Annotated in this window: 21 protein-coding genes; 15 read left to right on the forward strand and 6 right to left on the reverse strand. The window is 60.9% G+C overall.

Annotated elements, in window-relative coordinates:
• The first annotated feature begins 150 nt into the window (after nt 1-150).
• Together HFO71_RS26030 and HFO71_RS26035 are read left to right on the forward strand one after the other, a co-directional pair.
• Nucleotides 151-825 carry a L,D-transpeptidase gene (locus HFO71_RS26030; RefSeq protein ID WP_221988607.1) on the forward strand — a complete coding sequence of 225 codons (675 nt, stop codon included), beginning with the start codon at nt 151-153 and terminating at the stop codon, nt 823-825.
• Between the two features lie 14 nt (nt 826-839).
• Nucleotides 840-1,376, forward strand: a complete 537-nt coding sequence (locus HFO71_RS26035; RefSeq protein WP_025396922.1) for an OmpA family protein — start codon at nt 840-842, stop codon at nt 1,374-1,376.
• Between the two features lie 317 nt (nt 1,377-1,693).
• Here the strand turns inward: HFO71_RS26035 and HFO71_RS26040 are convergent, their stop codons facing one another.
• On the reverse strand, nt 1,694-2,164 hold the full coding sequence (locus tag HFO71_RS26040) for an Hsp20 family protein (protein ID WP_025396923.1): 471 nt from the start codon (nt 2,162-2,164) through the stop codon (nt 1,694-1,696).
• 253 nt (nt 2,165-2,417) lie between these two features.
• Between HFO71_RS26040 and HFO71_RS26045 the strand changes: the two genes are divergently transcribed.
• A complete protein-coding gene (locus HFO71_RS26045; RefSeq protein ID WP_221972479.1) occupies nt 2,418-2,753 on the forward strand; it encodes a hypothetical protein in 336 nt (111 codons plus the stop codon).
• Nucleotides 2,754-2,841: 88 nt separating this feature from the next.
• Here the strand turns inward: HFO71_RS26045 and HFO71_RS26050 are convergent, their stop codons facing one another.
• The gene (locus tag HFO71_RS26050; RefSeq protein WP_221988583.1) at nt 2,842-5,325 is read right to left on the reverse strand and encodes a glycoside hydrolase family 3 C-terminal domain-containing protein; all 2,484 of its coding nucleotides are present in this window, start codon (nt 5,323-5,325) and stop codon (nt 2,842-2,844) included.
• A gap of 203 nt (nt 5,326-5,528) precedes the next feature.
• Here HFO71_RS26050 and HFO71_RS26055 point away from each other — a divergent pair, with 203 nt between their 5' ends.
• Entirely contained in the window at nt 5,529-6,167 is a 639-nt protein-coding gene (locus HFO71_RS26055; RefSeq protein ID WP_221988584.1) for a TetR/AcrR family transcriptional regulator, read from the forward strand.
• Between the two features lie 62 nt (nt 6,168-6,229).
• On the opposite strand, the gene HFO71_RS26060 is transcribed toward HFO71_RS26055, so the two are convergent.
• Nucleotides 6,230-9,256, reverse strand: coding sequence for an alpha-mannosidase (locus HFO71_RS26060; protein WP_221988587.1), 3,027 nt, complete (start codon nt 9,254-9,256; stop codon nt 6,230-6,232).
• Between the two features lie 357 nt (nt 9,257-9,613).
• Between HFO71_RS26060 and HFO71_RS35925 the strand changes: the two genes are divergently transcribed.
• Nucleotides 9,614-9,802 carry a hypothetical protein gene (locus HFO71_RS35925; protein WP_025396930.1) on the forward strand — a complete coding sequence of 63 codons (189 nt, stop codon included), beginning with the start codon at nt 9,614-9,616 and terminating at the stop codon, nt 9,800-9,802.
• Nucleotides 9,803-10,011: 209 nt separating this feature from the next.
• Nucleotides 10,012-11,151 carry an ROK family transcriptional regulator gene (locus HFO71_RS26065; RefSeq protein ID WP_221988588.1) on the forward strand — a complete coding sequence of 380 codons (1,140 nt, stop codon included), beginning with the start codon at nt 10,012-10,014 and terminating at the stop codon, nt 11,149-11,151.
• A gap of 27 nt (nt 11,152-11,178) precedes the next feature.
• Here the strand turns inward: HFO71_RS26065 and HFO71_RS26070 are convergent, their stop codons facing one another.
• Nucleotides 11,179-12,225: a Gfo/Idh/MocA family protein gene (locus HFO71_RS26070; RefSeq protein WP_077980589.1), complete on the reverse strand. Its 1,047-nt coding sequence runs from the start codon at nt 12,223-12,225 to the stop codon at nt 11,179-11,181.
• Nucleotides 12,226-12,594: 369 nt separating this feature from the next.
• On the opposite strand from HFO71_RS26070, the gene HFO71_RS26075 reads away from it, so the two are divergent.
• The 6 genes from HFO71_RS26075 to HFO71_RS26100 all read left to right on the forward strand — a co-directional run bounded on the left by HFO71_RS26075 (nt 12,595) and on the right by HFO71_RS26100 (nt 18,990).
• Nucleotides 12,595-13,893 (forward strand): type 2 periplasmic-binding domain-containing protein, encoded by a 1,299-nt coding sequence (locus HFO71_RS26075; RefSeq protein WP_027664475.1) that lies wholly within the window; start codon nt 12,595-12,597, stop codon nt 13,891-13,893.
• 70 nt (nt 13,894-13,963) lie between these two features.
• A complete protein-coding gene (locus HFO71_RS26080) occupies nt 13,964-14,893 on the forward strand; it encodes a carbohydrate ABC transporter permease (protein WP_003550501.1) in 930 nt (309 codons plus the stop codon).
• Nucleotides 14,890-15,732, forward strand: coding sequence for a carbohydrate ABC transporter permease (locus HFO71_RS26085; protein WP_011649125.1), 843 nt, complete (start codon nt 14,890-14,892; stop codon nt 15,730-15,732). Before HFO71_RS26080 ends, HFO71_RS26085 begins: the two co-directional genes overlap by 4 nt.
• A gap of 38 nt (nt 15,733-15,770) precedes the next feature.
• Entirely contained in the window at nt 15,771-17,009 is a 1,239-nt protein-coding gene (locus HFO71_RS26090) for an ROK family transcriptional regulator (protein WP_077980588.1), read from the forward strand.
• Nucleotides 17,010-17,051: 42 nt separating this feature from the next.
• Entirely contained in the window at nt 17,052-17,906 is an 855-nt protein-coding gene (locus HFO71_RS26095; protein ID WP_077980587.1) for a sugar phosphate isomerase/epimerase family protein, read from the forward strand.
• Between the two features lie 22 nt (nt 17,907-17,928).
• Nucleotides 17,929-18,990 (forward strand): ABC transporter ATP-binding protein, encoded by a 1,062-nt coding sequence (locus HFO71_RS26100; RefSeq protein WP_077980586.1) that lies wholly within the window; start codon nt 17,929-17,931, stop codon nt 18,988-18,990.
• Between the two features lie 165 nt (nt 18,991-19,155).
• Here the strand turns inward: HFO71_RS26100 and HFO71_RS26105 are convergent, their stop codons facing one another.
• Complete coding sequence (locus HFO71_RS26105) at nt 19,156-19,629, reverse strand: ProQ/FINO family protein (protein WP_077980585.1); 474 nt, start codon at nt 19,627-19,629, stop codon at nt 19,156-19,158.
• A 277-nt stretch (nt 19,630-19,906) separates the two neighbouring features.
• On the opposite strand from HFO71_RS26105, the gene panC reads away from it, so the two are divergent.
• Nucleotides 19,907-20,782, forward strand: a complete 876-nt coding sequence (panC, locus tag HFO71_RS26110) for a pantoate--beta-alanine ligase (RefSeq protein WP_221988589.1) — start codon at nt 19,907-19,909, stop codon at nt 20,780-20,782.
• Nucleotides 20,779-21,600 carry a 3-methyl-2-oxobutanoate hydroxymethyltransferase gene (panB, locus tag HFO71_RS26115; protein ID WP_077980583.1) on the forward strand — a complete coding sequence of 274 codons (822 nt, stop codon included), beginning with the start codon at nt 20,779-20,781 and terminating at the stop codon, nt 21,598-21,600. The genes panC and panB overlap by 4 nt, the downstream gene beginning before the upstream one ends.
• Before the next feature lie 21 nt (nt 21,601-21,621).
• On the opposite strand, the gene HFO71_RS26120 is transcribed toward panB, so the two are convergent.
• Nucleotides 21,622-22,536 carry a hydrogen peroxide-inducible genes activator gene (locus HFO71_RS26120; RefSeq protein ID WP_132611671.1) on the reverse strand — a complete coding sequence of 305 codons (915 nt, stop codon included), beginning with the start codon at nt 22,534-22,536 and terminating at the stop codon, nt 21,622-21,624.
• 143 nt (nt 22,537-22,679) lie between these two features.
• Between HFO71_RS26120 and katG the strand changes: the two genes are divergently transcribed.
• Nucleotides 22,680-24,860 (forward strand): catalase/peroxidase HPI, encoded by a 2,181-nt coding sequence (gene katG / locus HFO71_RS26125; protein ID WP_165503777.1) that lies wholly within the window; start codon nt 22,680-22,682, stop codon nt 24,858-24,860.
• Nucleotides 24,861-24,945: the final 85 nt, after the last annotated feature.

Raw genomic sequence — 24,945 nt, forward strand, 5'->3', positions numbered from 1 at the left:
GGCATTCCAGAGTAACGATGGGCAATACCAGACACAGGAGGACTGTGACCCGATCTCCGCCTTTGGGGAGGAGATGATTTTTCTGTTGTGGCAAATGAAAAATCTGATTTACTGACGCTTCGCTGCTTGGCTTTAAGGGGGATATTGCCGATGCCGTGGACTCGCAGAAATATTGTGCTGGGTGGTTTGGCGTTACTTGGCGTCGGTGCAATCCGGAAACCCGCATTTGCCGCGGCGTCTTCCTATTTCGACGGCACCGCTGTCGACAATGGCGTGACGTTCCGAAGGACCAACTTCGCCAAGATCGACAAACAGTGGCACCGCCAGGTTGTCAAATATTTCAGCAGCGAGCCGATCGGCACCGTCGTCGTCGACACGAGGCACCATTTTCTCTACGTGATCATGGAGAACAAGACGGCCATTCGCTACGGCGTCGGCGTCGGTCGCGAGGGCTTCAAATGGTTTGGCCGCGCGACGATCGACAGCAAATCGCTGTGGCCGCGCTGGACGCCGCCGCCGGAGATGCGCAAGCGCCATCCGGAACTGCCCGAATTCGTGGCGGGAGGCTCACCGAAAAACCCACTCGGGCCACGCGCCATGTACCTGCATCGCGACGGCGTCGATACCGGTTATCGCTTCCACGGCACGCTGGAGCCCTGGAGCATCGGCAAGGATGCCTCCAGCGGCTGTATCCGTATGTTTAACGAAGACGCCATCGATCTTTACCAGCGTTGCCCCATCGGCACTGCGGTGCAGGTCCTGCCGCATATCGCAGACCAGGCTGAAAGCGCCACTCAGGTCAGCCAGACAACCCCGGTCGAATAAGGAATATCACCTTGATCTCTATTGCGACCGGATTTACGAGGCGCCTTCTCGCCGCGACAATGCTCTTGGCGCTTGCCGCCTGCTCCACCACCGAACTCGCCTCGCTCGAAGAACCTGCGGCGGTGCCAATGACCGGCCAGACGAACGATCCGGCGCCTGGTTTCGAAAACGTCGCGGCTGGCAGCGAGCAAGATTTTATCCTGAATGTCGGCCGACGGATCTATTTTACGCAGGACTCCGCCAAGCTCGATTCCGTCGCCATGGCGACGTTGGACAAACAAGCCAGCTGGCTCAACAACAATCCTACCTGGATGCTCAAGCTGCAAGGATTCGCCGACGATTCAGGGTCTGCGTCCAATATGGAGACCCTGTCGCAGAAGCGTGCCGACGCGGCAATGGCTTATCTTATCTCAAAGGGCGTGGACGCAAAGCGGATGTGGGCCAAGGGTTACGGGAACGAGCGCGAAGTCCGCGATTGCACGGAGCGCTCCTGCAAAGTGCAGAACCGGCGCGTCGTCTCCAATCTTCGCAAGCAGCCCGACGCTGTCTGATCTCTTCGCGAATGCTCCTTGTGCAAAAGGGGATGAAGCCACGTAATTCGCGGCAAGACGACGTCGCTTAGGGGCATTTGCGGGGGATGCGGCGAAGCCATTATGGTGGTCCGTCGGACAAAGGGCCGGCCACCAAGCCGGCCCTCCTTGCATGCAACTCAATTCAGGATCGCGCTACCGGAGCCGAGGCTCCCGAGCGGAGCTTGTCAAGAAGCTTCGAGAGCACACGCTTTCCTGCGTCCTTTGCACTTGCCCCGCGGCGTTTCCTGATTTCGACCGTGAACGGCTTTTTCCGGGACTTCATCGAGAAGCGCTCCTTAAGCCACCTGGCGCTCTGCTTCGATCTGAAGAGGCGCCTGCTGAAAGGAGCCGTCTCCAATGGCGATTTTGCGCGGCTTCATGGCTTCCGGCACCTCACGCTTCAGCGCGATCGAGAGAATACCGTTCGTCAGGGAGGCATTCTCGACCCTGACGTGGTCCGCGAGTTCGAAGCGACGTTCAAACGCGCGCCCGGCAATGCCGCGATGCAGATATTCGCCATCCTTCCCTTCGGCCTTCTGGCCTTTCACCACGAGCACGTTCCGCTCCTGGGTGATCTCGAGATCGGCCTCGGCGAAACCGGCGACTGCCATCTGGATACGATAGTCGTCTTCGCTCGTCTTGACGATGTCATAGGGCGGCCAGGTCTCGATCGCCTGCAGCCGCTGCGCATTGTTCAAGAGGTTGAAGACCCGGTCGAAGCCGATGCTGGACCGGTAAAGGGGTGCGAAGTCAAGTTCGTTTCTCATAGCCATATCCTCCGTAAAGCAACATGGAATGGAGACGCGTCGAAAACGCGTCCCCGGTCTGGTCGACCCGACTTTGCGCTGTCGACGAAAATGATCTGGTTTTGCGCGTTTTTCGATTCAAGAGGACATCAAAAATTTTTTTGGCCGAGGCTCGAGGCCGGCTGTAAGCCGCTTGAATGCTGTTTTCCTTCACCTAAATCGAATGGTGCCTGAAGATGTTCTTCGCTTGTGTGGAAATTTTTGGGAGAAGTTCATGACCGGCAAAAGCATCAGCACGACGCCTCCGGATGGCGTTATCGAGGCGATCTCTGCCTCGCACATTCTTCATCCCCATCACCATTTCACCTCTCCGAACGAAGTTCTCGCCGCCGACATCTCTGCGCAGGAGAAGAGAGCGATCCTGGCGTCGTGGGCTTCGGATCTCTATGCGATTGAGTCCGCTCCGGCTCTACGGCAGCCGCCTGGCGTACCGTCGCCGGTGCGTTATGCCGACATCCTCGCCGCGCTCAAAGCCCTTGATGGCGAAGGACCACCTCGGGAAAGGACTGCGACGCGCGCTTCCCTGACGTCCAAGGCCCAAGCCGGTTGAAATTCAGTTGAGAGATCGGCGCGCCCGAAATTGCCCTGTCGAGCGCGCACCTCGTCGGTCGAATAGGCGGAATAGTCGAGGCGGCGAGCTATCCGAAGAGGGTGGCCGCTGCGTATGCAGGCGGCAACAGGGTGTCGAGCGGTGACGGCAGATCGATGATGAACCTGATATCCGCGGCATTTGCCGCAACGACCAGCTGGTAGCCGCCGGGCTCGGCGCGGAAGGCGCCGGCCTCAACGTCGAAATAAGCAAGATCACGCGGCAGGATCTTCATCACGGCTGTCCCTGTTTCACCGGGCAGCAGCGAAAGCTTTGCGAAGGCGCGCAGTTCCTTGTCCGGCCGCTCCACCTTGGACTTTGGCGAACGCACATAGAGCTGGACCAGTTCCGACCCGGCCCGGTCGCCGATATTGATCAGATCGACGCAGACAGTCACGCCTTCGGCACCCATGTCGCTCGTCGACAGGCGCGGCTCGCCCCAGCTGAAGCGTGTATAGCCAAGGCCGAAACCGAAGGGGAAGAGCGGCTCGACAGCGCGTGTATCGTGGTGACGGTAGCCGACGAACACGCCTTCGGCATAGCGCACATGTCCATCCTTACCCGGATAGACGGCCGGATCGCCCGTCATGGCGGAATTGTCGGCAAGCGCCTTCGGGAATGTCTGCGGCAGGCGTCCGCCGGGCTCGACGTCGCCGAAGAGGACATCAGCGACGGCATTGCCCAGCTCCTGCCCAGGATACCAGATTTGCAGCACGGCGCGAACCTTGCCGTGCCAGGGCATTTCCACCGGACCGCCGGTCTGCAGGACGACCACGGTGTTGGCGTTGACGGCTGCAACCCGCTCGATCAGCTCTTCCTGCCGGCCCGGAAGCCGCATGTCGGGCAGGTCCAAACCCTCCGTATCCCATTCGCCGTCGCGGCCGACGAAGAGAAGCGCCACATCAGCATTCAGCGCCGTTTCGACGGCGTCCTCGATATCGGCCTCGCCCAAGGGCTTTTCGACGCCGAAGCGGATGGCCGTGAGGTTGATCCCTTCCCCGGTCGCCACCGGCGTGTCGTACTCGACGGTTACGGTATGGGCCTTGCCCGCATCGAGCGCCATCGTGCCGCGTTGTTCGTCATTGGCGGTGCCGAAATAGTTTTCGCCACGTGTCCAGCCGTCATGGCCGTCGACCGTGAGCCTGCCATCGACGAAGAGCCGCGCCAGTCCGGCATTGGTCATGCCGAAGAGGTGATCGCCGCTTTCCTCCGGCACGAATTGCATCGTCATCCGCGCCGAGAAATCGGCCGGGTCGAGTTCGCCTGACGGCAACTCGAACCAGAAGAACTCACCCTTGTCGACGGTCTCGACATGAAGCGGATTGCCCCCGCAGCCGCGCCCCTTGAAATATTCGACGGTGATCTTTCCCCTGGCCACCTCGATCAGACGGTTATGGCGGCAGCCGACGGCGTGGCTGACGCTGTTGGCATTGGAAAGGGCCGCTCGAATGCCGTCGAGCGGGCTGACCGTATAATGCGCCGCGATCTGCGCGCTGCCGCCGCCCATCACGCGCGCGCTCGCGGCGTTGGGTCCAATGACGGCGATCCGGTCGAGAGACGTCTTGGCAAGCGGCAGGATGCCATCGTTCTTGAGCAGGACTGCGCCTTCCGCGCCGAGACGCCGGATCAGCGCCCGGTCTTCCGGCAGGTCGACCGCCTGCTCCGTAAGGTCAGGCTTCTTCTCGAACGCGCCGACCCGCTCGAGAAGCAGCAGGATCCGCCGTGCCGCCACCCGCACGGTCGCCGCTTTGACCCGGCCCTCGTGCACGGCCGCAACCAGCTTCTCGCCGCGATCACGCGCCGGGCCAGGCATTTCGAGATCAAGACCGGCATTGATCGTCTCGGCCGTCGAATGCGAACCGAACCAGTCGGACATGACGATCCCGTCGAATCCCCATTCCTCGCGCAGCACCTTGGTCAGCAGCCACGCATGCTCGCTCGTATAGGTACCGTTGAGGCGGTTGTAGGAGGACATCACGGCCATTACGCCGGCGCGCCTGACAGCCTGCTCGAAGGGCGGAAAGTAGATTTCGCGCAACGTCCGCTCGTCGATATCGGAGGACATGGTCTGCCGCTCGATCTCAGATTCGTTGCCGGCGAAATGCTTGACCGTTGCTGCGATCCCCTGGCTCTGCACGCCCTTGATATAGGCGACGGCCAGTTCCGCGGTCAGCATCGGATCCTCGGAATAACATTCGAAATTTCGCCCGTTGAGGCCGGAACGATGGATATTCACCGTGGGGGCGAGCAGCACGGCGGCACCCTTGCTCTTTGCCTGGTGGGCAAGCGCCACGCCCATGCGCTCGACGAGATCGGGATTCCAGGTGGCGCCGAGCGCAATGGCGACAGGAAAGCAGGTCGCCTTGACGCCGCCGACCAGCGAACCCGCGCCGCGAGCCCCATTCGGCCCGTCCGTCACCTTGATCTTCGGCACATTAAGACGCTCGACGGGAACGGTCGTCCAGAAATCGGCGCCTGATAGCAGCGAGACCTGCTCCTCGAGCGTCATCTTGTCGAGAATGGAATCTATCATGCAAACCTCTCGTTCAATGGAATTCGGGCGTTGCGAAGTGCTGGGCGAGCACGCTCGATGCCAGTTCATCCGGCGGCGACGCCAACTTCTCCACGCGCCATGCAGTTCTTAAACCTACCGATTACTCGGTATTTTTAAGATGTCAACTGTCGAGTTGTGATGTATGGATGGAGGACGGAAGAAAGAGGCAGGCGGAAGAGACGATGGCAGAGGTTTCCGAATCGAATACCGGACAGGACGAAAAGCGACGGCGCCGATCTCGCAAGGGCGAAGCACGCCGCACGGAGATCCTGTCGGCTGCGATGCAACGTTTTGCCGAAGACGGCTACCAGAATTCGGCTATCGGCGATGTGGCTCGCGACGTCGGCCTGTCGCTGCCGGGCCTGCTGCACCATTTTCCGACCAAGGTCGATCTCCTGCTTGCCATTCTGGACAAGCGCGATCTCGAATGTGAAAGCTTCATCGGGCCCTATCGTTCCGATCTCCGCGGCCTGCTCAAGGGCATGATCCAGGTCTTCCGCCGCAACGCCGAAATGTTTGAGGTCGTCAGGGCCTTCGCCATCCTGAACGCCGAGAGCCTTATGAAGGATCACCCGGCCAAGGCATGGTTTCTCGATCGTGCCACCCAGCTGCAGAACGACATCGCCGCCACCTTCGAACTGGCCGTCGCCGATGGCTCGATCGACCGCAAGATTAATGGCAAGGCGATGGCGGCTGAACTGATCGCCGTGATGGATGGCCTTCAGATGCTCTGGCTGCGCGATCCCACCCGCTTCGACATGGTCGGCGGGTTGGAAGCTTATGTCGGCCGCCTGCTGGCGAGCCTTGGTTTAGAGGGCTGAGCTTGGCTGAGCGCCGTTGATCATTCCGCGGCACCGAAGGGGCCATCTGCCAAGACATGGCGTCAGCCATTTCGCAGCTTCCAGGTCCGGATTTCGAACGGCATGATGTCGGCAGGTCCCTTCCGCTCCATCGGCTCTTCGAGAATGTTCAGCGGCTGTGATGCTGCCCATCCGGAAGGTAGGTCGAGGGCGAGCCTGCCGCGCCGGCCGGCCGGTTCGTAAAGACGCAGGATGAGGCCGTCGCCCTCTTCCGCCGGTTTCAGGCCTGAGAAAGCAACGGGGATGCCGGTGACCGCAAGCGGCGTGAAAGTGCCGGCGGAGAGGCCGCTGGATTCAGCCGAGACGAGCGGTTGGTTGAGATCGATCGCCTCATCGAGAACGCCGCCTTCATGCCAGGCGCCTTCATGCGGCATCAGCGCATAGGTGAAGCTCTGCTCGCCTTCATCGGCCAGCGGATCCGGATAGATCGGCCCGCGCACGAGGCTCATGCCGATCACGTTGCCGCGCGCGCTGTGGCCGTATTTGGCATTGTTGAGCAGCGCGACTCCGAAGTCCGGCTCGCTGATATCGACGAAGCGGTGCGCGACGGCCTCGAACATCGCCTGTTCCCAGGACGTATTCGTGTGCGTTGCCCGCTCGACGATGCCGAAGGCGCATTCGAAGGTCGCCTTGCGGGCCTGTGCGGCGACCGGGTTCAGGGTTCGCAGAAGCGTGCGGCGATCATGCCAGTCGATCGTCGTTTCGATGTCGAGCCGCCTGGCGTTGGCCGTCAGCACATAGGTCTGCGTGACGCTCGAATTCCGGTAGCGGTAAACGACGCGGATCGCCGCGCGGTGCGGGCCGTCTTCCACGAGGGTGATGCTATCAGGCGCATCGAGGCGGACGGCCTTTTCGGCATAATCCGCATCGATATCCCAGGCGTCCCAGTTGCGCGGCTTGTCGGCCGGATAGACCCAGAGCTGATTTGCCGAGCTGTCGACCGCCTCCCGGCCTGTGGCCTTGTGAACGAGGCTTGCAACCGCCCCGTCCCTGCCGATGGAGACCGAGAGGTGCTCGTTTTCGAGACGCTCGGGGCCCGCCTTCAGCTCGCCCGCCGGCTTGAGCGAGCCCTTGTCGAAGACCGCGACGGACAAGGGCGCGACGAGATCGGCAGCTGCGATGACCGTGCCATCGGAGAGTGTCGCGCTGAGCGGCCTCGGCGCAAGAGACGGATTGACGACGACGAGGGCATCCCCAACCCCACCCTTCGGCAGCTTGGCCGACAGCGCTTGCAATCCCCCCACCTGTTCGGCCTTGGCATGTTCGATGACGCCGTCCAGTTCCTGCTCGGCATCCTGATAGACTTCACGGATGCTCGAGCCTGGCAGAATGTCGTGGAACTCGTTTTTCAGCACCACGCGCCAATCCGCCTCGAGGCTTCGGGGCCCATCTGCTCCGAGCATATGCGCCAGCGAAGCAATGGTTTCGGCGGTGATCAGCGCACGTTCGGCCTGGCGGTGCTTGCGCTTGACGCCGCTTTGCGACGTCAGCGTGGCGCGGTGCAGTTCGAGATAGATTTCACCATCCCACACGGGAAGGCTCTTTTCCCCAGCGGTGCGGTGCGCCTGTTCGTAATAGCTTTTGACGGTGCCCCAGCGTGCCTGCGGGATAGCCGGGAAATCGCGCAGCTGCACTTCGCGCTCGACCATCTCCGGCGTGACGCCGCCGCCGCCGTCGCCATAGCCGACGGCCAGCAGCGAAGTATCGTGCTGGGTCTTGCCGCGGAAATTCTTCCATGTCGGCACGTAGCAATCGGGTTGCACGAAGCCGTTATAACCCTGCATCGGATTGTCGAACGTGTGGGTCAGCACTTGGCTGCCATCGAGGCCCTTCCACCAGAAGAGATCGGAGGGGATATGGTTGGTCTCGCTCCAGTTGACCTTGATCGTGAAGAAGCTGTCGATGCCGCCCTGTTTCAGGATCTGCGGCAGCGCGCCGGAAAAGCCGAAGCAGTCTGGCAGCCAGCAGACCGTATGGCGGGTGCCGAAGGTTTTTTCGAAATAACGCTGGCCATAGAGAACCTGACGGGCGAGGCTTTCGCCGGTCGGCATGTTCGTGTCGGGCTCCACCCACATGCCGCCGACCGTTTCCCACTTTCCGTCCGCGACTTTCTTCTTGATGCGCTCGAGAAGCTCCGGGTCTTCCTCTTCCATCTGCGCGTAATAATGAGCGGTCGATTGATTGAAACGGAAATCGTCGGAGCGCTCCATCAGCGAGAGCGCCGTATTGAAGGTGCGCCGCATTTTCCGCCGCGTCTCGCGATAGGGCCAAAGCCAGGCGAGATCGATATGCGCATGGCCCGTCAGCAGCAGTTCTCCGTTCGGGGGAAAGCGCTTCTGCAGCTCCTTCAACCGCGCCGTCAGAGCCTCGAAGGCCGTGGCTGCCGAGCCGCTCTGCTCTTCCGTGAGGCCTGCAGGATTTGCCTCAAGCTCCGGTAGTTCCCAGATCTTCTGCTGCATGACGGCGCTCGATGTGCGGGAGATATAGGCCGCCGTATCCGACGGCCAGTCGAGGCTGCGCAACGTATGCTCGGCGGCATCCATCAGGTGCGGCACGACTTCATGCTCGCCCAGCACATCGATTGCCTCGGCAACCTGCTTTAACAGAAGGTGCAGGCGGTGAGCTGGACCATCGAGCCAGATAAATTGGGCCTTGTTGAGCCGTGGAGCGCGATTGGGCTCGCCGAATGGAAACCGGGCGACGGTTTCCGTTGCGATCGAAAAGCGGCGGCCCTTTACCGGGAATTCCTGATGGTAGGGATCGAGACCGAATGTTTCCGTCTCGCCGTCGGGGTAGCTGAGCGTAATCAGGCTCTCGCCGCCGAGGTCGAGCTGCAGGCGAATATCTTCGAGAGGCCACGCCTCCGGCGCTTCAGCGGTCGCGGCAAAATGCACCACTCCCTGGCGGTGCGGCCAATCCTGGTGATGGCCAATCGGCTCGCCCTCGAAAGTCCAGCCGTCGATCGCAGCACTTTGTCGATCTCGCCAATGCGCCAACTCGGCAATGCGAACTTTCAGACGATCGAGGCGCTGGGCAATGGTCAGAGGCATGGCTTATCCTGTTGAAAAATCGACGGCTGACAATCTTGTCGTCATGCTTTTGGGGTCGTGGTCATTGGTTTGGGGGAGATGAAGATGGCGCGACCGACGTCGCGATTGCCCGGCCCCTCCTCCAAGCGGGCTTGCAGGGTCTTAGATTAAGTAACTTTGATTTCCCGTCAAGCCCGGAAGAACTGAACCGCTCCGGGCTTGCGGTCGTCCCAGCCGTTCTCGATCGGAAGCCGGTGATGGGCCTTCACCGGATAACGAGATCTTGATCGAGGACAATAGTTATCGAAACCCCTGTCGGCCCTATTTGACCGAGAATTGCACTGATATGGCAGATTTCAGGCAGCTGGGGAGGGTGGGATGTTTCAAGTCCGCAAATTATTGACAGCCACGATAGCCGTCATCGTGATTGCCGTATCGTCGTCATCCTGCACGACGGCCTCGAATGATTCGATGCAAACTGGCTCGGTTGGATATAGCAGCGTCGACTATGGGCTCAGACCTGCCTGCCGCGACGGCTTCGGCAATGATCGTCCTTGCAGCTACTAACGACCGATAGAGTGAAGCTCCGATTGCCGTGTCGTTTCGAGGTCTGTTGACGCATTTTGCGGCATTCGCCCCGCGGCGCTTCGTCAGCGCCGTGATGGCCCTGATCCCGGTTGATAGGACGTTCAGCTGAAAAAGCGGCTGCTAAGCGCGGCTTTCCCATAGCCCGTGGATGAAGTACACAACCCGGAAAGGCTCTAGGAAAGACAGTCATGCGGTATCTTCGGTCAGGGCCGCGTCGGCTTCACACTCAGGAGATGGGCGCCCAGCGCGCCAAAACGGTCGGTCTGCGGTCCGGCGAAATCGCCGATCGAAACATTCGCGTCATTCTGGAAGCCATCCGCCGCCATGGCCCGCTGACGCGGATGGAACTCGGCCGGCATTGCGGCCTGACCGGCCCCGGCATTACCAATATTCTCCGCCGGTTGGCTGACGAAAAGCTTGTCACCTCCAACCGCCGCAACGGCGTTGGCGGAGGGGCCACCGCTACCGAGTTTGCCTTGCGCCCGGAAGGTGCTTTCTCGATCGGTGTCAAGCTTCGCCAAAGACGTGGTGAGGCCGTGCTCATCGATCTAAGTGGCCAGGTCCACGACCGGGTCTACATCGAGCTGGATCCCGCTGACAAAGTCGGCGTGGTGCATGCGGCGGTCATGGATATGGTCGATCACCACGCCGCATTGCCGATCATCGGCCTCGGCATCGCCGCCAACGACTGGACAGAGGATCAAAGCGAGCAGATCGCCGCGATGTCGACGATCGCGCGTCCCTATGTCGAGAACGAGTGCACGGCGAGCCTTCTCGCCGAACGCACGATCGGCAGCTCCGGCAGGGAAGGCGGACTTGCGATGATCATCATCGACGACGACGTTCAGGCCGGCTTTCTCATTCGCGGTATTCCCTATTCCGGCGTGCATGGCCGGGCAGGCAGCATCGGCGAAATGCTGACAGGCCCGGACAATGTCCAATTGAACACCGTCGTCGGTTTCGAATCCCTGAGATCACGGATCGGCGACCAGGCATTCACCCGCCTGCTGCAAGGAGAGGAATTCTCCTCGCCGTTACTGTCGCAATGGATACGCGAAGCCGCAGGCCATCTGCTCGACCCGATCATCGCCATGGCCGGTTTTCTCGCCCCGAGCGTCGTCATGATCGGCAGCGACCTGCCGCAGGGCGTGATCGAAGCGCTGATCCATCAGCTTTCGATCGAGCGGCGCGACACCTCGACGAGACCATTGCTGACGCCCTGGATTTCGCCGATGAAACCCGCGAGCTTCAGCGGCGGCGGCGTTGCGCTCGGTGCAGCCCTCCTGCCCTTCCTCAACACGTTGCTGCCGCCGCCGGCTTCGGCCTGATGGCCCAACCAGCCGCTTTGGCGTGACTCAGCCGAGCGCTTCATCGGCGTGGCTGAGATCGGAGGCCAGCGCCTTGTCCAAGACTTTCTGGATATTGGCCGCCCGCCGGAACGAGGGTTCTTGGGTCCTGCCCGCCCGCACGGCCTGGACGAAACGCTGGTAGTTCGTCTCGACCGGATCGAAGGGGACGTCACGCCAGGTCGCCGTGTGGACGTCTTCGCCGAGACAGGCGCGTAGCGTCGATTTTCCGGTGTCGTAGATTATCTCGATCGAGCCGGTTTCGCCATAGACCCTGAGGCGCAGCTGATCCATCTGTCCGGCCGCCGTGCGCGTCGCCTGGATCGTCCCGATCGCTCCGCCGAAGAAATCGACATTCATCGTAAAGCTGTCATTCGCATCGAGATCATACTCGCCGATCTTGTGGCCCGGCGCCTTATCGAAGGTCTTCAGCCGGGCGAAGACATGAGCAACGTCGAGCCCGGAACCGTATGATGCGAAATCGACGATATGAATTCCGATATCGCCGAGCGCGCCATTGGATCCGTGCTTCTTGCTCAGCCGCCACAGCCATTTGCTTTCGCTCTTCCAGTCGCCCCAGTGACGACCGACCAGCCAGCTTTGCAGGTGGGAGGCCTCGACGTGCCTGATCTCCCCGATTTCGCCGGCGAGCACCATCTGTCGGCCTTTCTGAAGAGCGGGCGAATTGCGATAGGTGAAATTGACCATGCCGACCTTGCCCGATCGCTCGATGGCCTCGGTCATCTCCATGGCCTTGACGGCATCGGTGGCGAGCGGCTTTTCGCAGAATACATGCTTGCCGGCTGCGATCGCCTGCAGCGTCGTCGGGTGGTGAATGCGGTCCGGCGTGACGTTTGCCACTGCGTCGAACTCGCCCCAGGCGAGAGCATCCTCGAGGGTCGTGAAATGATTGGCGATGCCATGTTCGGTGCAAAAGGCCGCGAGCCTTTCCGGGACAACATCGACGCCGCCCACGACATTGACGCCTTCGATCGCCTTGAAGTTGGCGGCATGCTGGTTGGCCATTCCGCCGGTACCGAGAATGAGTAGACGCATCTTATCCTCCATGGAATTAACTGCCCGCGGCAGCTCAGCCGGGCAAAACCGCACTCGCGCCATCGCAGCCATCCGCGATTGCCTCGTGCTCTTCTTCAGGAAAATTGCGGTGGATGCGCCGCGCGTGCCGCGGGACGCTCCATCACTTTCACGGCGCACGTTGTTTTCCGGAAATCGATCTCGATTTTCCGGAACTGTGCGCTAGCTGCTGTTGATTGTCGCCAGCATCTCAACCTCCCAGGTCTGGCCTTCCAAGCTGTGGCTTGACATCAAATCAAAGTAACTTAATCTAATTAATGCAGCACGGAAATGAGGAGAGGTCAACTGACCGCCAGGCTGCATCCGTTCAAAATGGGGAGGAGACCCATCATGAAGAGCGCCACCGTCAGCGCATTTGCGCTGAGCACCATGTTATTTTCAGCATCCGTTTCATTTGCCCAGGAACTTGCCACGAAGGACAGGATCGGCCTTGCCGATGCGCCGAAATCCCTCGTCGTCCGTCTGACGAACGATAGTCCGAACAATTCGGATCCGGCGATCGCCGAAGGTTATCAGAAGCTGTTCGTCGATTTCATCAAGAAGCATCCGGACTGGAAATTGCAGATGCAATTCATGTCGTCGGACATCGGCACGGAACAGGCCAAGATGCTGGAGCAGGCCAAGGCCGGCAACGCGCCTGACTGCGCTGCTGTCGACTCCTTCGTCCTCTCGCAGTTCATGGTCAATAAAGTTCTTGCGGACTTCACGCCGTATTTTTCGAAGGAGGAAGTGGATGACCTGTTCCCCTTCATCCGCAGCGGCATCACGGATAAGGACCAGACGGTCCGTGCCTGGTGGTGGGATACCGATCTTCGTGTGCTTTACCGCAACAAGTCGATCGTTGCGGATGCGCCGCAGACATGGGACGACCTGAAAACGGCCGCGCTTGCCTCCACCAAGGAAGGCATGGAAGGCGTTCTCTTCAACGGCGGGCGCTGGGAAGGAACGACGTTCGACTGGCTCGCGAATTATTGGGCGCTGGGTGGCAAGCTCGTCGACGACTCAGGCAAGCCAGTGTTCGGCGAAGGCGAGAACAAGGAGAAATTCCTGAAGGCGCTGAATTATTTCAAGGATCTCGTCGATTCGGGTGCCGCGCCGAAGCGCGTCAGCACGATCGCGAATTATGACGATATGAATGCGGCGGCCGCCGCGGCGACGACGGCTCTCTTCATCGGCGGCAACTGGCAATATGCGCAGCTGAAGGCCACGCTCGACGAGGACGAGTTCAACAATTGGACCTTCTCGCCGATCCCCGGCCCCAGCGCCGATCAGCGTTCGACCGGCACCGGTGGCTGGACGATCGCCTCCTTCAGCAAGGACAAGGACAAGATCGAGATGTGCGCCAACCTCGCACGCGAGGTCTATATGGGGCCGGCAAATGCGCTGCAGCAGCAGTTGCCGACCAGGAAGTCGCTTTTCGACAAATATGAGGTCTTCTCCACCGAAGCCAACAAGACCTTCGCCGCGGCTCTGGTCGATGGACAGGCACGCCCGGGTGTGCCGATCTATCCTGAAATCTCCAACCAGATCCAGATCATGATGGGCGACGTGCTCTCGGGGACCAAAAAGCCGGAAGACGCCTTGAATGCCGCCTTCAATGCGGCGCTGGAGGCCTACAAGCGTCTCTAGTGCTTCCGACCGTGACGGCGCCTGCCCGCCAGGCGCCGTCGACATTGCGAAACCCCGCACAGAGAAGCCAATGAGCCCCATTGCCATCGAGGCTGACAGCCCGCCTCAAAGCAGAACGTTCATGCGCCGTTTCGCCGGTGCGCCCCTGCCCTGGATCATGCCTGTGATCGTCGTCATCGGCATCTTCTATCTTTACCCCGTCATCGACGTTTTCAGGCTTTCATTCACCAATGCCACGCTGATCGGCGACAATCAGGATTATACGCTGGGGTCGATCACCAATGCGCTGAGTTCGCCGCAGCTGCCCGACATTTTGTGGGCGACCCTGATCTTCGTCGGCGGCAGCGTCATCGGTCAGCAGATCCTGGGCCTTGCGGTCGCCGTCGTGGTCATCCGCGGCGAAAAGCGCGGCCTGTTCGGCACCACCATTCTGAGGACAACGGCGCTGGTTGCGTGGGTCGTTCCCGGAATTGCCGGCGGCATCATCTGGCAGATGCTCTTTTCCGAAGCGCCTTATGGTGCGCTGAACAGCATACTGCGGTTGATGCACATGCCTGTTGTCGCCTGGCTCTCGGACCCTGCTATTGCGCCGTGGTCCACCCTGATCTCCAACATATGGCGCGGCACTGCATTTTCGATGGTCGTCATGTATGCGGCGCTGAAGTCGATCGATCCCTCGCTCTATGAAGCGGCCGAGGTCGACGGTGCGACGGCATCACAGCAGTTTTTCTTCGTGACGCTTCCCCAGCTGCGCGCGGCGATCCTGGTCAACATGATCCTCATCACGATCCAGACGGTGAATACTTTCGATGCGATCATCACCCTGACGGGCGGCGGTCCGGGGCGTGCGACCGAGGTTATCTCGCTCTACGTGTTCAATATCGTCTTTAGAAACTACGACCTGTCCGGCGGCAGCGTGCTCTCCGTGCTCATGCTGATCATCAGCCTCGGGCTAGCCTTTATCTATGCGTCGTTCCTGCCGAAGGAGGAAGAGCAATGAGTGGACGGACCGGAACGCGGCTCGGCGATGCCATGAGCTATCTGTTCATGCTGGTGATGTTCGTGTTCTTCGCCGGCCCCCTCACCTATCTCCTGTCGATGGCGATGCGCGACAAGCGTGAGATCTATCGCGGCGCGGCGCGGTATATTCCCAACAACCCCACCATCGACAATTTCATCACCGTTTTGAACAACAGCTATTTCCCGATCTATCTCTGGAACGGCCTCAAGCTTGCCGCCCTCAGCGGACTGGGCGTCCTGATCGTCGCACTGCCCGCGGCTTACGCCTTTTCCCGCTTTCAGTTCCGGGGCAAGGGCCTGTCGATGATGGGGCTGCTGCTTTTCCAGATGATCTCGCCGCTCGTCATCATGGTGCCGCTCTACCGCTACATGAACCGCCTCGGCTTGCTGGATACGCATTTTGCCGTCGTCATGGTCTATATCGCCCTTGGCGTTCCGCTGGCGACCTGGCTCTTGAAGAGCTCGGTCGACGGCATCCCGCGCAGCCTCGACGAAGCGGCGATGATCGATGGCTGCAATCGATTTTCGGTCTTCTGGCGTATCATTCTGCCATTATCGGCGCCGGGCATCGCCTCCGTCTTCATCATCACGGTGATTGCCGGCTGGTCGCAATTTCTGGTGCCTTTTCTGTTGCTCACGAAAAATGATCTGATGCCGATCGGCGTCGGCATCTTTAACTTCCGCGGCATGCAAACCGACTCATCCATCCAGCTGCTTGCCGCCGCCTGCCTGATCGCGGTTGTTCCGGCGATCGTCGCCTTCCTGTCGCTCCAGCGGTTGATCCTCGGTGCGATGACCAGCGGCGCGGTCAAGGGATGACGAGTGGTTCAAGCTATGCGCAAGGAAGGATTTCGGGCATGAACCAGACACTCGGCGCCAGGCTCTCCCCGGATCTGACCGGCGCCAATGTCGAAGATGCAGGTGAGCACAACAGGGCTGTCGTCCTGCGCTGCATTCATCGCCAGGCGCCGATTTCGCGAGCTGAAATCGCCAGGCGGACGGGTTTTACCAAACCGGCGATCGCCCGGATCGTCGATCGCCTGCTGGACGAGGGCCTGATCATGGAAGCCCGCCGGCGGCATGGGCTGAGAGGTCAGCCGGCGATCGAACTCGAAATCAATCCGGATGCCTGTTTTGCCATCGGCATCAACATCGATCGCGACCATCTGACGATCCTGGCCGTCGATGCCGTCGGCAATGTCCGCGCCCGCGTGCATCACGAGAAACGCTTCATCCTGCCGGCGGAATTCCTGCAGCTCACCGCCGATGCGATTTCGCATTTCCAGCGCAGCCGGCTCATCGACGACGCGCGCCTCGCCGGCATCGGTCTGGCGATGCCGGATTGGCTTGGCGAAATTTCGCTCCTCGGCAAGCCCGAGGCTTATCAGGAATGGACGGAATTCGATGTGCGCGCCGCACTGGAGAACCTGACACAGCATCCCGTCTTCATCGAAAACGAAGCCAATGCCGCAGCCCTTGCCGAACTCGATTATGGACTGGGTGCTGAAAGCAGCAGCTTCTTCTACATCGCCATCAATCCATGCCCGGGCGGTGGCCTCGTGCTCGACGGCAACGGTCATCGTGGCGCCATGGGCCTCAGCGGCGAAATCGGCTGGCTTCCGATTGCCGATGGCGGGGGCGGGAAGGCCCAGAAGGTCCAGCTTCTCGGCGAGATATTCTCGTTGTTCTTCCTTTATGATTTCCTCGCGCGGCACGGCGTCGAGGTGAGTGTTCCCCACGATCTCCTGACGTTGGATGCGCATGGCAGGCGCCTTGTGTCGCAATGGCTGAAGGAAATGAGCGCGCATCTGGCTGTCGCCGTCAAGCATATCGGCATGGTCGTCGACCCCGACGCCGTCCTCGTCGGCGGCAGATTGCCGATCCGCATCGTCGACGAATTGCTGCGCTATGTGCACGAGCATCTCGATGCCGAGGACACCAACCTTCCCTCGCTTCATCGCGCCTCGCTCGGAGAGGATGCCTCTGCCATGGGGGCGGCGGTCATGCCGATGGCAGCAGCCCTCATGCTCGCATCGGCGGACGCTGCGCAACGCACACGTTCGCCACTCAAGAACATGGATCGCCTGAACGGTTGAAACGGCCGCAAGGCCCACGGATTTTGGTGAAGGAGGATTTTGGTGAAGATCGGCTTTTACACTTCGACATTCAACGATCGCCCTCTGGAAGAAGTGGTGGATTTCGCAGCATCGGCCGGTTTCAACTCCATCGAGATCGATGTCGGCGGTCATATCAAGACGCCCGATCGGGTGGAGGCCGCCGTCGCGCTCGCACGCAGCCGCGACCTCTTCGTGTCGTCGATCACCTATTTCGGCAATCAGCTCGATGCCGACCGCGCAAAGCGTGAGGCACTTCGGGCGAAGACCGCCGAATTTGCCGACGCGATCGGGCGAGCAGGTGTCCCGATCTTCGTGATTTTCCCGGGCCGGGACGACACAGCAAGCGACGAAGCCAATTATGATGACTTCGCCGATTTCGCCAACGGGCTGATCCAAGAGACGCAGCCCTATGGCCTGACCTTCGCAATCGAGAACTGGCCGGGTCCGAAGGACAATTTCATCGGGACGACGCCGAAAGGATGGCAGGAGCTTTTTCAAAGGATCGAGAACCCCCGCTTCGGCTTGGAATTCGATCCCTCGCACCTCATCCGCATCGGCGTCGATCCCTATCAGGCGATGGAGGCGGTGAAGGATCGCATCGCCATCCTGCATGCCAAGGACACGGCAATCGATCCGGAGAACCTGCAGGCTGTCGGCTATCATGGCAAGGGCTGGTGGCAATACAAGCTGCCAGGGCTCGGCCTCATCGATTGGCCGAGGTTTCTGCGCCAGGCCCGCGGGGCTGGTTTCGACGGCACGCTGTCGATCGAACACGAGGATGCCGCCTATGGCTGGCCGGGCAAGGACTTAGCCGCGCGCAAGGACGGCGAGCGCCTCGGCCTCGATTATTTGAGAAATGTCCTGAGCGGACTTTGACAGCGATTTCGGGAGGACGGCAATGGCTCATGTTTCGGTCAACAATGCGCGCAAGGATTACGGCGCGTTCAAAGCCATCAAAGGCGTATCCGTCGACATCGGCGACGGCGAGTTCGTCGTTCTGGTCGGCCCTTCGGGCTGCGGCAAATCCACGCTTTTGAGGATGATTGCCGGCCTTGAGGGCATCACCTCGGGGCAGATCCAGATCGGCAAGCATATCGTCAACGAGCTTGCCCCCAAGGACCGGGACATCGCCATGGTGTTTCAGAACTATGCGCTCTACCCGCATATGACCGTTGCCAAGAACATGGGCTTTTCGCTGCGGCTGAAACGGATGCCGAGGACGGAGATCGATCAGCGGGTCGGCAACGCCGCGAAGATCCTCGGTCTCGAAACTCTCCTAGAGAGATATCCCAAGCAACTGTCGGGTGGCCAGAGACAGCGTGTGGCGATGGGGCGGGCGATCGTGCGCGACCCGGCCGTCTTCCTCTTCGACGAGCCCCTGTCGAACCTCGACGCCAAGCTCAGAGTGCAGATGCGCTCGGAGATCAAGGAACTGCATCAACGGCTGCAGACGACGACCATCTATGTCACCCATGACCAGATCGAAGCCATGACCATGGCCGACAAGATCGTCGTCATGAAGGACGGCCTGATCGAGCAGTCGGGTTCTCCGCTGGAATTGTACGATCGTCCGAACAATCTTTTCGTCGCCGGTTTCATCGGCTCACCGGCGATGAATTTCATCAGCGGCAGCATGACGGAAGACGGGTTTCGAACCGCCGACGGCCTGCTCCTGCCGAGCGACCGGCATCCGCCTGCAGCAGTGACCTACGGTATTCGACCCGAGCATATCCGGTTGGACCCGGGCGGCATCGAGGTCACGACGGTGGTCGTCGAGCCGACGGGCTCGGAAACGCTGGTCATCGTCCGGCTGGGGACACAGACGCTGACCTGCGTCTTCAGGGAACGGATCAGGGCAGCCCCCGGCGAGGTGCTGAGGATCGCGCCGATCCACGATACCGTCCACCTGTTTGGCGCGGACGAGCAGCGGATCACATCAGGCGAAATCCCGTTGAACTGACCCGGCCGATTGCCCCTCCCCTTCGGTCGGCGCCGGCCGGGGGCGCGTTTTCCGCGCCCCCGATGCGGCCAAGTTCAGAGAGCGACTCCGTCGCCCTTGTGAAGGACGGTCGCACGACGCAAGACCGCGCAATGACTGCAAGCGAGACGCTAATGTCATCCCGCTCTAGCTGGCGGCGTTCCTTTTGCCGAGGAGGGCTGCGCGGATCTGTTCGCTTTTGCTCAACAGGGGAGCGGGGATCGGTGCTGTTTGCTCGGGCGCGTCTGTCTTACCGGTGGTCTGCTTGAGGCTCAGAAAGCGTTTTTGCGCGACCAGCCGGTCTTCGGACGACAGTGGTTCGACAGGTTCACCGTCAAGACTATGGCGCATGGAATCGGGTTGGGCGCTGGCGAAATAGTAGCGCCGGCAGTGGACATAGGCCGCGGTCGCTCGCCTGAGCGTCGTGACGCCGGCATCGGGCTTCAGGAGCGGACGGAGTTCGTTGAAAAGGCCGACGGCAAAAGGAAGGACGGGATCTCCCGCCTTGGCCGGAAGGACGCCGACCGGCCGGATCAACAGCACATTGATCGCGTTTGCCTTCTCCACGTCGAGCTCGGTTGCCGCAATCGGTCCGCGGCTGATCTTCCAGGGCTTGTCCATGCGTCCTCCATGTAACGTCCATAGCGATCGACTGTGATGGTATCTTGACGGACAGGGCGAGTAACGGAAGTCGCACATCGTCGGTTCCACTGCAAGCAGGTGAGATGTGGAACAGGAGCCAAGTGACGAAAATCAGTTCCCCGGGGCTGATATGGTCCGGTGTCATCGGCTTGGCGTTTCATCTAATCGTTTTTATCGAGGAATATGCATTGACCTGCCGCATCGATTACACTTCTTATCCGCGCCCAAGATGGAGTGACCGGCCAGGGGAGGATATATGCGGGTTTTCTCGAGCATTGACGAGCTGCGCCACACGCTCGACGCGCTGAGGCGGCAGGGGCGAACCGTCGGCCTTGTTCCGACGATGGGCTATCTCCATGCCGGTCATATGGAGCTCGTTTCGCGCGCTCGAGCCGAGAATGACATCGTCGTCGTCTCGATTTTCGTCAATCCGCTGCAATTCGGCCCTGCGGAAGACCTCAGCAAATATCCGCGCGATTTGGAACGCGATGCCGCCATGCTGAAGCAAGCCGGCGTCAATTTCCTTTTTTCGCCTGGCGTCGAGGACATGTATTCCCGCCCGATGTTGACCGTCGTCGACGTTCCCGATCTCGGGCGCGAACTCGAAGGAGCGGTACGGCCCGGGCATTTTGCCGGCGTCGCCACTGTCGTCTGCAAGCTTTTCAACATCGTGCAACCGCAGACCGCTTATTTCGGAGAGAAGGATTACCAGCAGGTCGTCATCATCAAGCGCATGGTGGACGATCTGGCCATGCCGGTGCGCGTGATATCGGTGCCGACGGTCAGGGACAGCGACGGCCTCGCATTGTCGTCGCGCAACGTCTATCTCAGCGAGGCAGAGCGGCGTTCCGCGGTGATCATCCCTCAGACCCTGGACGAGGCCGAGCGTCTGGTCGCCGACGGCCTTACCGATCCGGTGGAACTAGAGGCAAGGCTCACGGCATTTCTCAATCGCGAGCCGCTGGCAAAGCCCGAAGTCGTCGCCGTCAGGGATGCCTCGACACTGCAGCCGGTCACGTCGATCGCAGATCCTGTCGTCGTGGCGCTCTTCGTTCGAGTCGGCTCGACGCGGCTGCTCGACAACAGGACTATCGGCCGGCCGGGCTTGCCGGGAAAGGGAGTGACCAGATGAGTGCCGTCGGAATTCAGAAGCGCCTTACACCAAGGCACATCTCAGCCATGAAGGGCGGCAAGCCGATCGTCTGCCTGACCGCCTATACAACACCCATGACGCGGCTGCTCGACGAGCACTGCGACCTCCTCCTGGTCGGGGATTCGCTCGGCATGGTACTCTACGGCATGGAGACCACCATCGGCGTCACGCTCGATATGATGATCGCACACGGCAAGGCGGTGATGCGCGGCGTCGGCAAGGCCTGCGTCGTCGTCGACATGCCGTTCGGCAGTTATCAGGAATCCAAGGAGACCGCCTTCCGCAATGCTGTTCGCATCCTGCAGGAAACCGGTTGCGATGCCGTCAAGCTGGAGGGCGGCGAGGAGATGGCCGAGACCATCGCCTTTCTGACGAAGCGGGGGATACCGGTTATGGGCCATATCGGCCTGATGCCGCAGCAGGTCCAAACCGCAGGCGGATATCGGTCCGTCGGCCATTCCGAACACGAGACGTCGAAAATCCGTCGCGATGCCCACGCCATTGGCGGCTCGGGCGCCTTTGCCGTCGTCATCGAGGGCACGGTGGAGCCGCTGGCCCGGGAAGTGACGGCCGCGATGCACGTCCCGACCATCGGTATCGGCGCTTCTTCCGCCTGCGACGGTCAGGTTCTGGTTTCCGACGACATTCTGGGGCTCTTCAACGATTTCACTCCGCGCTTCGTGAAGCGCTACGACGAACTCGGCAAAAGGATTTCGGCCGCCGCTGCCGCTTATGCCGAAGAGGTCCGATCGCGACAGTTTCCGGCAGCGGAGCATACGTTCAAACGGCGATCTTGAGGCGGGGCCATATCAGGTCCATCACCGGGCGGCATACTGTTCGCGCATGCTGTCGGCCGACCGGCGAACCGCCTCGGAAACCTGCTGGAGCTGTTTGGCCATGGGCGTCGAATTGCGCCAGATCATGCCGATCGTTCGCGACGGCCGCGGAGACTGAAAACGGGAGATCGAGACATGCGCCGAGCGCGTTTCGAGGGGAACGGCCATCTCGGGAATTAAGGTGATGCCGATACCGGCGCTGACCATCTGGACCAGGGTGGAGAGAGAGCTGCCTTCCATGACTTCCCGGGGACGGGCCTGCCCTATCTTGCAGAATGACAAGGCCTGATCGCGGAAGCAATGGCCTTCCTCGAGCAGCAGCAACCGCATTTCGCGCAGCGCCTCGCGTTCGGGCACCGGCTTACCCTCGTCTTCGGGCCGCCGAACCAGCACGAACTCTTCCTTGAAGAGCTCGAGTTCTGCCAGGGAGGGTTCCGACACGGGCAAGGCAACGATTGCCGTGTCGAGTTGACCTTGCGCCAGCTCCTGAACCAGCTTCGACGTCTGCGTTTCGCGCACTTCGATCTGAATGCCTGCAAAGCTCCTGTTCAGATCGTTGATGATTGCCGGCAACAGATAGGGCGCAATCGTCGGAATGATGCCGATGCGCAGCCGCGTCAGAAAAGGATCGCGCGCGGCGCGCGCCAGTTCCGCCAGTTCGTCCACGCCACGCAGGATATCGCGGATCCTGAGAGCGACGGTCTGACCGAAAGCGGTCAGCTTCACCTCACGTGCGTTGCGTTCGAAAAGCTCACCGCCCAACTCTTGCTCAAGTTCTTTGATCTGCATTGACAATGCCGGCTGGGAGATCGCACAGGCGTCGGCAGCGCGTCGGAAGCGGCCATCTCTTGCCAGTGCTTCAAAATAACGTAGCTGTTTCAGGGTAAGGTTCTTCATAACCTCAGCTTATCGCAACGATCAGTAAATCAAACTTAAATTTATGAAGCGCTTCCGATATGAAGACTGCAGGGAGAGAGTGGGGCGCCAGCTCGGCTCATCTTTTTGCACCGCAGACAGATCAAGCAATCAAGGAGACGATCATGGACAATCCCACTGATAGCGCAGGCAAATGTCCTGTCGCGCACGGCAATACGCCTCGCGGCAGATCCAATCGCGACTGGTGGCCGAACCAGCTGAACGTGCAGATTCTTCACCAGAATTCCGGCCGCGCCGACCCGCTCGGCCAGGCCTTCGATTATGCCGAGGAGTTCAAGAAGCTCGATCTCGACGGCCTGAAGAAGGATCTTCACGCGTTGATGACGGATTCGCAGGACTGGTGGCCGGCCGATTTCGGCCATTACGGCGGCCTGTTCATCCGCATGGCCTGGCACAGCGCCGGCACATACCGCATCACCGATGGCCGCGGCGGCGCCGGGGCCGGCCAGCAGCGTTTTGCGCCGCTCAACAGCTGGCCTGACAACGTGAACCTCGACAAGGCCCGCCGCCTGCTGTGGCCGATCAAGCAGAAATACGGCAACAGGATCTCCTGGGCTGACCTGTTGATACTCACCGGCAACGTCGCGCTCGAATCCATGGGTTTCAAGACCTTCGGCTTTGCCGGCGGCCGCGCCGATGTCTGGGAGCCGGAGGAACTCTACTGGGGTCCTGAGGGTACCTGGCTGGGTGACGAGCGCTACAGCGGCGAACGCGAGCTGGCAGAGCCGCTTGGCGCCGTGCAGATGGGCCTCATCTATGTCAACCCGGAAGGCCCTAACGGCACTCCGGATCCGCTGGCGTCTGCCCGCGACATTCGTGAAACCTTCGCCCGTATGGCGATGAACGACGAAGAAACCGTGGCGCTGATCGCCGGCGGGCATACCTTCGGCAAGACACATGGCGCTGGCGATCCGTCGTTTGTCGGTGTCGACCCGGAAGGCGGCGAGCTCGAAGCTCAGGGCCTGGGTTGGACCAGCAAGTTCAACACAGGCGTCGGTCGCGATGCCATCGGCAGCGGCCTCGAAGTGACCTGGACCCAGACGCCGACCCAGTGGAGCAACTACTTCTTCGAAAACCTGTTCGCTTTCGAATGGGAGCTGACCAAGAGCCCGGGCGGCGCGCATCAGTGGCAGGCCAAGAACGCCGATGCCTCCATTCCGGATGCCTATGATCCGTCGAAGAAGCATCTGCCAACCATGCTGACCAGCGACCTGGCACTGCGTTTCGATCCCATCTACGAAAAGATCTCGCGCCGCTTCCTGGAGAACCCTGCCGAGTTCGCCGATGCCTTCGCCCGCGCATGGTTCAAGCTGACCCACCGCGACATGGGGCCGAAGGTGCGCTACCTCGGTCCGGAGGTTCCGGCCGAAGACCTGATCTGGCAGGACGTGATCCCGGCCGTCGATCATCCGCTTGTCGACGACAAGGATATCGCCGACCTCAAGGCAAAGGTGCTCGCAACGGGTCTCACCGTGCAGGAACTGGTCTCGACCGCCTGGGCGTCCGCCTCGACCTTCCGCGGCTCTGACAAGCGTGGCGGCGCCAATGGCGCGCGTATCCGCCTTGCCCCGCAGAAGGACTGGGAGGTCAACCAGCCGGCGCAGCTCGCCAAGGTCCTCGGCGTTCTTGAAGGCATCCAGAAAAACTTCAACGCCGCCCAGACCGGGGCGAAGAAGATCTCGCTCGCCGACCTGATCGTTCTGGGTGGTGCAGCCGGTGTGGAAAAGGCGGCAGCGGCCGGCGGTCATGCCGTCAGCGTGCCGTTCACGCCGGGCCGCATGGACGCTTCCGAGGCACAGACCGACGCGCATTCCTTCGCGGCGCTGAAACCCCGCGCCGATGGTTTCCGCAACTACATCGGCGGCCGGCAGTTCATGAAGCCGGAAGAAGCCCTGGTGGACCGTGCCCAACTGCTGACGCTGACCGGACCTGAAATGACCGTTCTCGTCGGCGGCCTGCGTGTGCTGAAGGCCGGCGCGCCCGAACATGGCGTCTTCACGTCCCGTCCGGAAACGCTGACGAACGACTTCTTCGTCAACCTGCTCGACATGGCCACGCAGTGGTCCCCCGTTGCCGGCAAGGACGGCGTTTACGAAGGGCGCGACCGCAAGACCAGCGAAGTCAAGTGGACCGGCACCCGCGTCGACCTGATCTTCGGCTCGCACTCGCAGCTTCGCGCCTTTGCCGAAGTCTACGGCCAGGCCGATACCAAGGAGAAGTTCGTCAGGGACTTCGTCGCGGCCTGGACCAAGGTCATGAACGCCGATCGTTTCGATCTCGTCTGATCGGCAGCATTTTGCCCGGGCGCAGTTTCGGCTGCGCCCGGGCATCTTTTATCGGAGACCGGACCTACCGCCCGACCGTCCAGTC

The organism is Rhizobium laguerreae, assembly GCF_019778565.1.
GTDB lineage: Bacteria > Pseudomonadota > Alphaproteobacteria > Rhizobiales > Rhizobiaceae > Rhizobium > Rhizobium laguerreae.